The organism is Marvinbryantia sp., from assembly GCF_047017445.1.
Classification (GTDB): domain Bacteria; phylum Bacillota; class Clostridia; order Lachnospirales; family Lachnospiraceae; genus Marvinbryantia.
The window spans coordinates 69,810-83,051 of the sequence record NZ_JBKXTT010000006.1 but is presented as its reverse complement, the minus strand read 5'-3'; the positions used below and the strand labels follow the sequence as shown (position 1 = coordinate 83,051).

The following is a 13,242-nucleotide window of genomic DNA, read 5'->3' as shown; positions in this document are numbered from 1 at the left end:
GTATAATGAACGAATAGCAGCGAGAAAACGATGTTTTCGCGTGGGCGCTTGTGGGAGGAAGCAAATCCCGGATGGAATGCTGCGGCTGCTGGCAGACGCAGGCATGGAAGCGCGCCCAGTCTCAGTCGTGAGGAAGGAGAGCACATGGCATCAGACCACATAAAGGAGAATATTCGGAAATTTGCAGATACAAAAGAACCGGTGCGCATTAATAAATATCTTGCGCAGGCGGGCATCTGCTCGCGCCGGGAGGCGGACCGCCTGATCGCGGAGGGAAAGGTACTGGTGGATGGCGCTATAGCGCTTGCCGGGCAGAAGGTGTTTCCGTCGCAGGACATCCGCGTGGAGGGAGAACGTGCCGTGCGGCAGCAGAAGCGCATCCTGCTTGTTGTGAACAAGCCCCGCGGGGTTGTGTGTACAACAGAGAAAAAGTGGGGAGATGTGACGCTGGAGGAAATGGTAGATTATCCGAAGCGCGTTTTTTATGCTGGCAGGCTGGATAAGGACTCTGAGGGACTGATTCTCATGACGAACGACGGGGAACTGCAGAATCATATTATGCGGGCGGCAAATTTTCACGAAAAAGAATATCTGGTGAAGGTTGACCGTTCCGTAGAAGATACGTTTTTAAAGAAGATGGCGCAGGGCGTGTACCTGCATGAATTGAACATAAAGACGCGCCCCTGCCGGATAGAGAAAACCGGGCGCAGGACCTTCCGCATCGTGCTGACGCAGGGGTTGAACCGGCAGATCCGGCGCATGTGCAGCGAACTCGGTTACCAGGTGGAGGAATTGAAGCGCGTGCGCATCATGAATATCCGTCTCGGCAGCCTGCCGGTCGGACAGTACCGCGAGGCAGCCGATGAGGAGCTGAGAGAAATCTGTGAGCTTTGTAAGCATTGTGTCTGAGATTAAGTATAAAAGGTGAAATATTAAGAAGTGAGGGAAACCGTGGAAACAATACAGGAAAAAATCGAAGAACTGAGAAAGAAGCTGGAATATCACAGCGACCGCTACTATAACCAGGACGATCCGGAGATTTCCGATTATGAGTATGACCAGATGATGCTGGAATTAAAGGCGCTTGAGAAGGAGCATCCGGAGCTTGTCACGCCGGATTCGCCCACGCAGCATGTCGGCGGAACGGCAAAGCGCGAGGCGGGCGTGCTGGTGAAGCACCGCGTGCCGATGCTGAGTCTGTCGGATGTATTTTCACGCGGGGAAGTGGATGCGTTCGTACAGGATATGCAGGCGCAGTTTGGCGATCCCGAATTTGTCGTCGAGACGAAAATCGACGGGCTTTCGCTGGCGCTGCGCTACACGGACGGTGTGCTGACGACCGCGATCACGCGCGGAGACGGTATTATCCAGGGGGAGGACGTCACGGAAAACGCCAGGGTGATCAAGGACGTGAAAACGCGTCTGAAGCACCCGATACCTTATCTGGAAATCCGCGGCGAGGTCTACATGACGGACGCGGCGTTTGAGAAGGTGAACGAAAAGCAGGAGCTGCTCGGCAAAAAAGTGTTTGCAAATCCGCGGAACTGCGCGGCGGGCACGCTGCGGCAGCTCGACAGCCGCATCACAAAGGAGCGCGAGCTGTCGCTTTTCGTCTTTAACATACAGGAAACACAGGGAAAAGAATTTGCCACGCACACGGAGGGGTACGAGTATCTGAAAAGCAACGGCATCCGTGTGATCGATCACTATAAGGTCTGCCATACGGCGGACGAGGTGTGGAACGCCATAGAAGAGATCGGCAGTATGCGCGGCGAGCTTGGCTACGACATCGACGGGGCGGTGGTGAAGCTGAACAGTATTGCGCAGCGGGCAATCGTGGGGGCGACCTCCAAGGTACCGCGCTGGGCAGTGGCATATAAGTATCCGCCGGAGGAGAAGGAAAGTGTGCTGCTGGATGTGGAGCTTTCCGTGGGAAGGACCGGGCGGATCACGCCGACGGCTGTTTTTGAGCCGGTGCGCCTCTGCGGGACAAGCGTCTCCCGCGCGACGCTGCACAACCAGGATTTTATTGACGATCTGGATATCTGCATCGGCGATACGATCGTAGTTTATAAATCGGGCGAGATCATCCCGAAAATCCGGGCGGTAAAAAAGGAAAAGCGTCCGGCGGGCGCAACGCGCTTTAGGATTCCCGATGTCTGTCCGGTCTGCGGCGCGCCGGCGGTGCGCGAGAAGGACACTGCAGATATCAAATGCACCGGCAGTAATTGTCCGGCGCAGCTTGAGCGCCACATCATTAATTTCGTCGGGCGGGACGCAATGGACATCAAGGGCTTTGGCGCAAATTATATTATTGAGCTGGTGCGCCTTGGTTATCTGAAAAATGTTGCCGACATTTTTTCGCTGAAGGAGCACCGGGAGGAGCTGATCGGGCAGGGCATCATCGGCAAGGAGAAAAATACCGATAAGCTTCTGAAGGCGATCGAGGATGCAAAGGCGAACCAGCCTGACCGTCTGCTGACAGGTCTTGGCATCCAGGGCGTCGGAAAAGCGACGGCGCGGTCGCTTATGAGCCACTTCGGAACCATAGAAAAGCTGGCCGGGGCGTCGCAGGAGGAGCTGGAGAGCGTTTCCGATATCGGCAGCATCAGCGCTGAGGCAATCCGCAGCTACTTTGCGGAGCCGGATAACCGCAGGCTGCTGGAAAAGCTGCGGGACGTTGGCGTCAACATGGAGGCGGAGCAGGAGGAAGCGGGCACTGTTTTCGCGGGCAAGACCTTCGTGGTGACGGGAACGCTGCCGACGATGGGCAGAAGCGAGGCGGTTGCGCTGATTCAGAAGCTTGGCGGCAAGGCGGCAGGCTCTGTGTCGAAGAAAACCAGCTATGTGCTGGCGGGTGAAAATGCAGGAAGCAAGTTGACAAAAGCACAGCAGCTTGGCATTCCGGTAATCAGTGAAGAGGAATTTCTGGAAATGACGGCTGCAGAGGATTAGAGGTAGCTATATGGAAAACGAAAAGGAGAAAGAAAAACAACTGTTGACGAAGCCGAAGGAGAAGCTGAAGAAGGGCAAACAGGGAATGCTGCACGTTATTTTCAGCAGGACCGGCATCATTTTTCTGATGGTTCTGATTCAGCTTGGCATTCTGCTGATCTGCTTTAAGCTGATACGGGACTATGTATTTGTCACATACTGGGCAATGGTATTCCTGGGATTCTGTCTTGTGATTGTGATTATCGGCAGGCGGGGTAATCCGGCGTTCCAGATAGCCTGGATAGTGCCGATTCTGACGGTTCCGGTATTCGGCGCGCTGTTTTATCTGTACTTCTATGAGCAGATTGGAAGCAGGCAGCTTAACAGGCTGATTCTGGAGGAGCAGGCGAAAACAGCGTCTCTGGTGGAGCAGAATCCGGAAACCGAACGGATGCTGCAGGAGGAATCGCAGCAGATGACGCACCTGGCAGCCTATCTGAGAAAAGCCAGCGGAAGCGCCGTCCACCGGAATACCTCGGCAAAATATTTCTCCAGCGGGGAGGAAGCTTTTGAACCGCTGCTGCAGGAGCTGCGCGGCGCGAAAAAATTTATCTTTATCGAGTTTTTTATTATCAATCCGGGATATATGTGGGAATCCGTGCTGGAAATCCTCAAGGAAAAAGCGCAGGAGGGCGTTGAGGTCCGCCTGCTCTACGACGGAATGAACGAGCTGTTCCGTCTGCCGCACGATTATCCGGCAGAGATGGAAAAATATGGAATAAAATGCCGTGTCTTTGCACCGATTATCCCGGCTCTCTCCACGACGCAGAACAACCGTGACCACCGTAAAATCGTGGTGGTGGACGGAAGAATGGCGCTGACCGGCGGCATTAATCTGGCGGACGAGTACATTAACCGCAAGGAGCGGTTCGGCTACTGGAAGGACGCCGCCGTCATTATTGAGGGGGAAGCGGTAAAGAGCTTTACACTGATGTTTTTGCGGACCTGGAAGGTAGCAAATCCGAAAAATCAGGAGGAAGTGGACTACCGGAGCTACATCGATGTGCCGCCGGCAGAAAAAAAGTATCCGGAAAGCGGCTATGTGCTGCCGTTTGACGATAATCCGCTGGACGGCGAGCTGACGAGCGAGACTGTTTATATGGACATTCTGTACTCGGCAAAAAAATACGTGCATATCATGACGCCGTATCTGGTGCCGGACCATGAAATGATTGTCGCGCTCACGTATGCGGCAAAGCGCGGCGTGGATGTCACAATCATGATGCCGCATATACCGGATAAAAAATATGCCTTTCTGCTGGCGCGCACCTATTACGACGAGCTGCTGGATGCAGGCGTGAAAATATTCGAATTTGAGCCGGGCTTCGTCCATACAAAGGCAATCGTCTCCGACGATGAAAAAGCAGTCGTGGGAAGCATCAACATGGACTTCCGCAGCTTTTATCTGAGCTTTGAGTGTGGCGTCCTGCTTTATCAGAACACCGCCGTCGCAGAACTGGAAAACGACTTCCAGACAACACTGGAAAAATGTCTGACGGTAACGCATGACTTTTATCAAAAGCAGCCGCTCATTTTCAGAATCGCAGGAAAAGTGCTGCGGCTCTTTGCACCTTTGATGTGAATGCATAGCAACGAGCGCATGGCCGAACGGGAAATACGGGGGCTGCTTGCAGCCAACCGGATTTCACGGAGGACATATGTGAGCGCAACAAACAATGAGGAAACCGGAGGTTTCCGAATATGCGCTCGTTGCGTAAGGAAAGCATGGATAATAGGAGGAATCTACTATGCCAGTTAAAGTACAGGGCGAATTGCCCGCCAAGGAAATTTTAGAGAGAGAAAATATATTTGTGATGGACGAGAACCGCGCCGTCCACCAGGACATCCGTCCAATCGAAATTGCAATTTTGAATCTGATGCCGCTGAAAGAGGAGACGGAGCTGCAGCTTCTGCGTTCGCTCTCCAACACACCGCTGCAGATCAGCATTACCTTTATGATGGTATCGGGACACCAGTCAAAAAATACCTCGACAAGTCACCTGAATCAGTTTTATGTGACCTTTGACGAGGTGAGGGGGAAGATGTTCGATGGAATGATCATTACCGGCGCGCCGGTGGAGCAGCTGGAGTTTGAAGAGGTGGACTACTGGGATGAGCTGGTGACGATCATGGACTGGACGAAGACGCATGTGACGAGCACCATTCATCTTTGCTGGGGAGCGCAGGCGGGGCTGTATCATCATTTTGGTCTGAAAAAGCGTATGCTGGACAAGAAGATGTTCGGACTTTTTTGGCATAAGGTTTCCAATCGCAAAATCCCGCTGGTACGCGGATTTGACGATGTTTTTCTCGCCCCGCATTCCCGCCACACAGAAATTTCGGCGGAGGATATCCACAACTGCAAAGAGCTGATGGTGCTTGCGGAATCCGATGAGGCGGGCGTGTTTCTCACGATGACGCATGACGGACGGCAGATCTTTGTGATGGGGCATCCTGAATACGACCGCGTTACCCTGGACGGCGAGTATAAGCGGGATCTCGGAAAAGGGCTTCCGATCGAAATCCCGAAAAACTATTACCGTGACGACGATCCGGCGAATCCGCCGCTTCTGATGTGGAGATCACATGCTAACAATATGTATACAAACTGGCTCAATTACTATGTATACCAGGTGACGCCCTACGATCTTATGGGAACGCCCGATTTTTCGAGTATTTGAACAGTTCCGGTAATCAATCTGTTGTTTGCGAATGCTAAGGAGACGATAAAGGCTTTCGGTACATTTGAGGTGTACGAAAGCCTTTATTATCTGCGCCGTGCCATTTTCCGATACTCAATGGGCAGAAGTCCCGTACTTTTGCGAAACAATTCTGCAAAACGGCTGGAAGTGGAGTAGCCGATCATTTCCGCAATCTGCCCCATCGTGAAATCCGTGTCTATCAGCAAATGTTCCGCCTGGCTCATACGGCGCTGCTGAATGTATTCTGTGATCGTGCAGCCCTGCAGCTGCTTAAAAGATGTTTTCAGTTTGGTGGTTCCCATACAGGCTATTTTGGCAAGCCGCTCTAACGGAATATCAAAAGCATAGTGGTCATTGAGATAAGCAATCACGTTTTCCAGCTGCGCTATATCCTGATCGGACAGACGTTTTTCTTTACGGGATAGAATTTTTTCCTGTTCTTCCACTACAAGGGATACGGTCTCGGCAACTTTCGCTTCATAAAATAGTCCTGCGGCAATCCCGTCCCCACGGTAGACCTTTACCTCATGGAGCAGCTTCGCCATAGCCGGGAAGTCCGTTGTCTGATCGATCTGCCGGAAAGCTGCAAGCGGGCTGATATAGTCCCCCGGATATTGCTTTTGAAGATAGTCCTCATAGTATGCCGGCATTACTTCGATACCGATGGAGCGGATGGGGATTTTTTTGTGGATCAGCGCTTTGTATGGTTTATAACCGCCGATAAAGGCTTTGATACATCCCGCAGACATCCGACGGTAGGGGTTTAATTCCTCCCCGGAAATGGATTCATACTGGGTAATGCTTAGGGCTTCCGGCAGGTTAAACTTCATGAAGAAATCTTCGTGAAAATAGAAATCGTGGATTTTAATGTCGTACAGATCCTTTTTTGCATAGACCCAGTAAAAGCCTTCCCCAAATTCAGGCGATAACCGCCAGCATTGTCCGGCAGAATTGAAGCTGTTGCTGCCGTCTGCCGGGATAAAATGGTTATCCGTTAAAAGCGGCCCATAGTAATCCGCAATAATGTTATTGTTCAAGTGACGGCCTCCTTTGAAACGATTGGACAGAACTTTGCAACGAAGGGACGAAGATGCCTGGAATGTATTGCAGACTGTCCGGAAAGTTAGTATGATATAGACCGTGGTTAGCGTAAACTAATCATAATATAACAGATATCAGACGGTAGGTCAACCGTTCTTGAAGCAGGAGGGAAAAATATGAGTAATCAAGGAAATGCAAAAGCAGGATTGTCAGTCAGGGACTTAGTAACAACAGGAATTTTTACTGCGCTTCTGTTCGTATTCATCATGGCGGGCGGCGTCTTTTTTGCTACCAACCCGGTGCTGACCTTTTTCATGCCCGCCGGGAGCGCCTTGCTTGCCGGGCCGGTTTATCTGCTGATGATCGCAAAAGTGCAGAAGCGCTGGAGTATCACGATCATGGGCGTTATTATAGCCATTATCTGGTTTGTCACCGGTATGCACTGGGCGTTTGCGCTGGGATATCTTATGATGGCTGTCGCAGCTGATTTTGTCGCTGGTACAAAGCAGTACAGGAGCAAGAAGATCAACAGCCTGTCCTATATCCTTTTCTCCCTGGGCGGAACAGGGTCGTATCTTGTTTTCTTCATTGATCCCCAGGGCTGGGCACAGACTATGCTGGGGAACGGAACCGAGCAGAGCTATATTGACACCATGCAGGCGACCGCAAACACGGGAATCTTTATCGCAATGTTTGCAGCTCTCCTCGTGACAGCTTCCATCAGTGCATTTGCAGGCTGCAAAATGCTAAAAAAACAGTTTGCCGGAGTTGCAACGGAGGCACGTTCATGAGCAAGAAGCGAAGCGGATTGCGCATGTCCGCTGTTTTAAGCGGGGATTACAGCACGCTGGGGAACACCGCCCGGAAAGGGCTTTGGCTTGATCCGCGGACGAAGCTCTTTCTTATTTTGATGTGCGTGTTGAGTTCCATGTTTGCGCCTTCTCTCGAATATCAGTTTACGCTTGTCCTGCTGATCGCCGTATTAGGAGTGCTTTGCGGCAAGTGGAAATATTCTGTGAAGGCAGTCTGCTTTTATGCTGTGATCTGTGTGCTGACGGTCTGGATCATGGCTGTCCTGACGGGGACACTGCGAACCATGTTTATTGCGTTTCTTGGGCTGTTTCATAAGGTTTATGCCTGCGGGATGCTGGCAGGGATCGTTCTGTCTACCACGAAGGTCAGCGAGTTTTTATCCGCTATGAACCGCATCTATGCCCCGAAAAAGTTTGTTATCACATTTGCGGTCATGCTGCGCTATATCCCGACTATCCGGGAGGACTGGCATTTTATTAAGGACGCTATGAGAATGCGGGATGTATCGCCCTCCCTGGGCGGATTCCTTTCCCATCCGGGTATGACGGTAGAGTGTATCTATGTCCCGCTGATGATGATGGCCTCCAGGGCGGCGGATGAGCTTTCTATCGCTTCTGTTACCCGTGGGATCGAAAATCCCAATCCCCGAACCTGCCTTGTCCAGATAAAATGCGGGAGTGCAGACTTCGCGGCGATGGGGATTGCTGTCTCTTTCTTTATTTTTGAATTATGCATGCGGGGAGGTGCGATCGGGTGATCGAATTTGAAAACGTATCCTTTTCTTATAATGGGAATGCCTCCGAGGGAGACAGACACCCGGAGGGCGTGCCCCGTGCAGAGGACGGGCTGGACCGCAGGGGACAGGAGCATGACGGTCTGCATGGGATCAGCCTGAAAATTGCCGATGGAAAATGTGTCCTGTTCTGCGGCCGCAGCGGATGCGGCAAATCCACGATTGCAAATCTTCTGGCGCGGTTTTGGGATGTGAAATCCAGCAAAGTGACAATCCGCGGGACAGATATCCGGGATGTGCCTCTCGCTGAACTGATGGAACAGATCAGCATGGTTTTCCAGAGGGTGTATCTGTTTCAGGATACCATTTACAACAATATCAGCATGGGGAAACCGGACGCTGCCGAAGAAGAAGTCTATGAGGCTGCCCAAAAAGCCCGCTGCTATGATTTTATCATGGCGCTGCCGGACGGATTCCAGACAGTCATCGGTGAGGGCGGCCAGAGCCTGTCCGGCGGCGAAAAGCAGCGAATCTCTATCGCCCGCTGCATTTTGAAAGATGCGCCGATCGTTATTCTGGATGAAGCGACAGCAAGCGTAGATATGGATAATGAAAGCTATATTCAGGAGGCGATTAATGAGCTGGTAAAAGGCAAGACATTGTTAGTGATCGCCCATCGTCTGAATACGATCCGAAATGCTGACCAGATTCTCGTAATCTCGGACGGAAAGATCGCACAATCCGGCACCCATGAAACATTGATGGAAGAACAGGGAATCTACCGCAGCTTTGTGAATGTCCGCGAAAACAGCTGCGGCCGGAATAACCGGGGATAAAAAGGATGGAGCCGATGATCAGTGATTACAAACTGGTCATCGGTTTTTCTGTTGGACGAAAATTATTTCAGATTTATAGTTGGACGAAAATTATTTCAGATTTATCTTGACAGGTGTATGATTCTGTGATATGTTTCACAGCATAGTTATGAAACGATGTTTTGAAAAGGGTGAGAACATGAGAAAACGTGTGGAGGGTGTACGGGAAAGGATCCTGGAATGCGCGATGGAAGAGTTTTTAGAAAAAGGATATACAGACGCTTCTTTGCGCACCATTGCAGAAAAAGCGGAGACGAGCACCAATTCCATTTATGTGCGGTTTGGGGACAAGGAAGGGCTGTTTTCTGCCATTGTAGAGCCGGTTGTAAATGAGATGAAGGAGATGTTCCAGAATATTCAGGAGACATTTCATTCTTTTGATGCGGAGACGCAGCGCCGGGAGGTGGGGCAGTATTCAGCAGGAGAGATGCTTCATATGGTTGATTACATCTATGATAATTTCAACACCTTTCGCCTGCTGCTGGATGCTTCCTACGGAACCAGGTTCCAGAATTTTGTGGACTGGATGGTTTCCATTGAAGAAGAATATACATGGAAATGGATGGAGGTGACCGGGGGTGCGCCGGAGCTTCAAAATGGAATGACAAGAGATTTGTATCACATGGTTTATACGTCCTTTTTTGAGGGGATTTTTGAGGTAGTGCGTCATGAGATGAGCCGTGAGGATGCGAAAAAATACATTTCCATGCTGTGCAGGTATCATCATGCGGGTTTTGTGGCCCTTTGCGGCCAGTAAGAAGAATTTTAAAAATAAACTGATTGTTGTCAATAAGGCAAATATTGCGTATAATTATTGTGTTCATTTTTTCGGCTGTTGTCGTAGAATAAGAGAAAAAGATACTGAGCTGGCATCCTGCTTAGGGGTGTCTGAAAGCTGCAGAAGAAGGTTCGCTTTGGTATGACACGTTTTATGGAATTAAAAACAGACAGTCCGAATATCATCCGAAGTGTCGATGAGCGGTTGATGTCTTATTGCAGGAGTTGTTCGGCTGATGCCGGGAACCTGTACTTTCCTTGTGATGTGATCTGAGCATCGGAGATGGCGTGCGAAAGGGTGGAGGGCATATAAGCCTTCTGACCAGAAGGAGTTAGGAAATGGAAGTTGTAAAAACATTTGGACACTGCGTAGAGCAGTTAAGCGAAAGCCGTCAGGGTATGGCCAGATGGCTTTTGAAAACAGGCTGGAAAGCGCAAAGGCTGCGTTTTCAGTTTGCGCCGGATAAGCGGCTCCTGCCGGCAGACCAGTATCTGGCGCGTCTGATGATGGATACTATGCTGAGGCCGCTTCAGAGACCGCAGGAATCCGCCATCGTGAGCGTATTTACGCCCTGCGAGCTTTTGCAGGAGGTGGGACTTGGGCCGTATAATGTGGAAAGCTTTTCCTGTTACCTCTCCGGCTCCCAGGCGGAGAGGGCCTGTCTTCAGCAGGCGGAAAACGAGGGGCTTTCCGAAACCCTCTGCAGCTATCATAAAACCTTTATCGGCGCGGCAAAAAGAGGAATTCTGCCGAAACCGAAATGCATCGTATATACGAATCTTGTCTGCGACGCGAATCTTCTTACCTTCCGGTATCTGGCGGAGCTGTTCGACGTGCCCGCCTTTGCCATAGACGTTCCCTTCGAGCAGAACGCAGAAAACGTGCGGTACGTGGCAGAACAGCTAAGAGAACTGGCTGCTTTTCTGGAAGAAAACACGGGAAAAAAGATAAGTGAATCCGCTCTTAAAGAGCGTCTGAAACGAAGCAGGGCTACCCTGGAAAATATACATCAGTGTCAGCTCAGACGGGCGGACCGGTATGTTCCCACGGATCTGGTCACTCCGCTCTACGGTGGTATGACCAGTCATCTTCTTCTGGGAACCCCGGAGGAGGAAAAATATACGGAAATGCTGCTTCGGGACATCAGCGCTGCACCGGAGGCGCACGGAAAAAGAATTTACTGGATGCACACGATTCCCTTCTGGTCCGACGCAGTGAAAAAAGAGCTTCTTTTAAATGAAAATGCGCAGATTGTCGGCTGCGAGCTTTTCCAGACCTTTGATCTGGAGGGAAGAGAATTTAATCCGGACAGACCATATGAGGCTATGGCTGAACGGATGGTTTACCACAGCTTGAACGGCGGCGTACTGCGCCGGATCGAGGCAGGAATCCGTCATGCAAGGGAGGCGGGCGCGGATGGAGCCGTGTGGTTTGGACACTGGGGCTGTAAGCACACGCTGGGAGGCTCCCAGCTGGCGAAGAAAAAATTTGAGGAGGCGGGAATTCCTCTTTTGATTCTGGATGGCGACGGCTGCGACAGAAGTCATGGAGGGGAAGGCCAGACGGCTACCAGACTGGGAGCGTTTCTGGAAATGCTTGAGGAGGGAAAAAGCAAATGAACAAGACGTATTATGTCTGTAAATATACGCCCATAGAATTGCTGACGGCGCTCGGCGCGGAGTGCGTCAATATGAATGAAATGCCGCAAGGCTTCGAACTGGCGGACCAGATTGCCCATCCAAACCTCTGCGGATTCGGAAAGGCGCTGCTGGAGGCGGTTATGCAGGGAAAGGTAAAGGAACTCGTCCTGGTCAACTGCTGCGATACCATACGCAGTGTCTGTGATGTGCTGGAGAGCAGCGGCAGGCTGGATTTTCTTTATATGATAGACATGCTTCATTCCGACAGCGAATGCAGCAGGGAGCGGACGGTGCGGCAGCTGAAGGCGCTGGCGAAGGCTTATGGGGAATATCGCGGCACGTCCTTTCAGGCGGAAAGGTTCCGCCGCGCGTTCCGGCCGCAGCAGAAGGAGAGGGAACCCCACATCAGCGTGCTGGGGGCTCGTATGGGAACGGAGCTTTTTGAGATGACACAGAAAGCCATGCCGTTTCCTGTGGAAAATGATTCCTGCGTTTATAACCGTTCTGCCGGAAGCGGGACGCCGCCGGAGACGGAGGATTTTGACGCGCTCATGGAGTGGTATGCAGGAGAGCTTCTTCATCAGCTTCCCTGTATGCGCATGATGGACAGCACGGGACGAAAGCAGCTTTACCAGGACCCCGACCTGCGGGGAATCATTTATCATACAGTAAAATTCTGCGATTTTTACAGCTTTGAATACGCGGAGATAAAAAATCATGCCGCTGTACCAATCTTAAAAATTGAATCGGATTATACAATTCAGAGCAGCGGTCAGCTTTCCACCCGGCTGGAAGCATTCGCGGAAAGCCTGGCTCCGGATTTGAAGAAAGGAAAAGAAAAGACCATGGGAAAAGGATATGTGGCGGGAATTGACAGCGGCTCTACCAGCACCGACGTTGTCATTCTGGATAAAAACAGGGAAATTGTGACGGGAATCATTCTGCCGACGGGCGCAGGCGCGGCGATCGGCGCGGAGCGGGCGCTGGAGGAGGCGCTGAAGAGCGCGGGTCTTGTCCGGGAGGATATAGACGCCCTGGTGACGACGGGTTACGGGAGAACGGCGATCCAGGACGGCGATAAGAGCATCACGGAAATCACCTGCCATGCCCGCGGAGCGCATTATCTCGACCCGTCCGTGCGCACGGTAATCGATATCGGCGGACAGGACAGCAAGGTCATCCGGGTCGATGAAAACGGCGCCGTGGTGAATTTCGTTATGAATGACAAGTGTGCCGCGGGAACAGGGCGCTTTCTGGAAATGATGGCGCGTACCCTGGAAATGAGCCTGGAGGAGCTGAGCCTTAAAGGACTTGATTACAGGGAGGACATTACGATCTCCAGCATGTGTACCGTTTTTGCGGAATCAGAGGTTGTGTCCCTGATTGCACAGAATAAAGCTACGGACGATATCGTACACGGCCTGAACAAGGCGGTTGCTGTTAAGACCGCGGCTCTTGCAAAGCGCGTGGGAGGAGAGGCTCCCTATATGATGACGGGAGGCGTCTCCAAAAACCGGGGACTCGTCAAAACGCTGGAGGAAAAGCTGGGAGCCGCGCTGCTCATCAATGATAAGGCCCAGCTGTGCGGCGCTCTGGGAGCCGCACTGTTCGCGGCGGATCTGATGGGATGAGAGCGGGAGGTTTGTTTAAAATGACGGGGGAAAGT

10 protein-coding genes and 1 pseudogene are annotated in these 13,242 nt (G+C 51.6%); 10 read left to right on the top strand and 1 reads right to left on the bottom strand.

Annotated features, from left to right (window positions below; translation table 11 throughout):
• The first annotated feature begins 144 nt into the window (after positions 1-144).
• From ACLU9Q_RS08460 to metA, 4 genes are all read left to right on the top strand, one after another.
• Complete coding sequence (locus tag ACLU9Q_RS08460) at positions 145-909, top strand: pseudouridine synthase (protein WP_302592316.1); 765 nt, start codon at positions 145-147, stop codon at positions 907-909.
• 42 nt (positions 910-951) lie between these two features.
• The gene (ligA, locus tag ACLU9Q_RS08455) at positions 952-2,955 is read left to right on the top strand and encodes an NAD-dependent DNA ligase LigA (RefSeq protein ID WP_302592317.1); all 2,004 of its coding nucleotides are present in this window, start codon (positions 952-954) and stop codon (positions 2,953-2,955) included.
• Positions 2,956-2,965: 10 nt separating this feature from the next.
• Positions 2,966-4,576: a cardiolipin synthase gene (gene cls / locus ACLU9Q_RS08450; protein ID WP_298512029.1), complete on the top strand. Its 1,611-nt coding sequence runs from the start codon at positions 2,966-2,968 to the stop codon at positions 4,574-4,576.
• Between the two features lie 166 nt (positions 4,577-4,742).
• Entirely contained in the window at positions 4,743-5,675 is a 933-nt protein-coding gene (gene metA, locus ACLU9Q_RS08445) for a homoserine O-acetyltransferase MetA (protein WP_412625011.1), read from the top strand.
• An 86-nt stretch (positions 5,676-5,761) separates the two neighbouring features.
• Here metA and ACLU9Q_RS08440 read toward each other — a convergent pair whose 3' ends face one another.
• On the bottom strand, positions 5,762-6,733 hold the full coding sequence (locus tag ACLU9Q_RS08440; RefSeq protein WP_302592319.1) for a helix-turn-helix transcriptional regulator: 972 nt from the start codon (positions 6,731-6,733) through the stop codon (positions 5,762-5,764).
• Positions 6,734-6,913: 180 nt separating this feature from the next.
• Here ACLU9Q_RS08440 and ACLU9Q_RS08435 point away from each other — a divergent pair, with 180 nt between their 5' ends.
• From ACLU9Q_RS08435 to ACLU9Q_RS08410, 6 genes and pseudogenes are all read left to right on the top strand, one after another.
• On the top strand, positions 6,914-7,528 hold the full coding sequence (locus ACLU9Q_RS08435; RefSeq protein WP_302592320.1) for an MptD family putative ECF transporter S component: 615 nt from the start codon (positions 6,914-6,916) through the stop codon (positions 7,526-7,528).
• Positions 7,529-7,551: 23 nt separating this feature from the next.
• Entirely contained in the window at positions 7,552-8,307 is a 756-nt protein-coding gene (locus ACLU9Q_RS08430; RefSeq protein ID WP_302592335.1) for an energy-coupling factor transporter transmembrane component T, read from the top strand.
• A 107-nt stretch (positions 8,308-8,414) separates the two neighbouring features.
• Positions 8,415-9,119 (top strand): annotated as a pseudogene (locus tag ACLU9Q_RS08425) (ABC transporter ATP-binding protein); the annotation flags it as partial.
• Between the two features lie 178 nt (positions 9,120-9,297).
• Positions 9,298-9,915 (top strand): TetR/AcrR family transcriptional regulator, encoded by a 618-nt coding sequence (locus ACLU9Q_RS08420; RefSeq protein WP_302592321.1) that lies wholly within the window; start codon positions 9,298-9,300, stop codon positions 9,913-9,915.
• Positions 9,916-10,274: 359 nt separating this feature from the next.
• Positions 10,275-11,555: a 2-hydroxyacyl-CoA dehydratase subunit D gene (locus ACLU9Q_RS08415; protein WP_302592323.1), complete on the top strand. Its 1,281-nt coding sequence runs from the start codon at positions 10,275-10,277 to the stop codon at positions 11,553-11,555.
• Positions 11,552-13,207, top strand: a complete 1,656-nt coding sequence (locus ACLU9Q_RS08410; RefSeq protein ID WP_302592324.1) for an acyl-CoA dehydratase activase — start codon at positions 11,552-11,554, stop codon at positions 13,205-13,207. Before ACLU9Q_RS08415 ends, ACLU9Q_RS08410 begins: the two co-directional genes overlap by 4 nt.
• Positions 13,208-13,242 lie beyond the last annotated feature (35 nt).

Coding starts and splice junctions, on each gene's coding strand:
- ACLU9Q_RS08460 (WP_302592316.1), top strand. CDS start 145: ATGGCATCAGACCACATAAAGGAGAATATTCGGAAATTTGCAGATACA.
- cls (WP_298512029.1), top strand. CDS start 2,966: ATGGAAAACGAAAAGGAGAAAGAAAAACAACTGTTGACGAAGCCGAAG.
- metA (WP_412625011.1), top strand. CDS start 4,743: ATGCCAGTTAAAGTACAGGGCGAATTGCCCGCCAAGGAAATTTTAGAG.
- ACLU9Q_RS08435 (WP_302592320.1), top strand. CDS start 6,914: ATGAGTAATCAAGGAAATGCAAAAGCAGGATTGTCAGTCAGGGACTTA.
- ACLU9Q_RS08430 (WP_302592335.1), top strand. CDS start 7,552: ATGTCCGCTGTTTTAAGCGGGGATTACAGCACGCTGGGGAACACCGCC.
- ACLU9Q_RS08420 (WP_302592321.1), top strand. CDS start 9,298: ATGAGAAAACGTGTGGAGGGTGTACGGGAAAGGATCCTGGAATGCGCG.
- ACLU9Q_RS08415 (WP_302592323.1), top strand. CDS start 10,275: ATGGAAGTTGTAAAAACATTTGGACACTGCGTAGAGCAGTTAAGCGAA.
- ACLU9Q_RS08410 (WP_302592324.1), top strand. CDS start 11,552: ATGAACAAGACGTATTATGTCTGTAAATATACGCCCATAGAATTGCTG.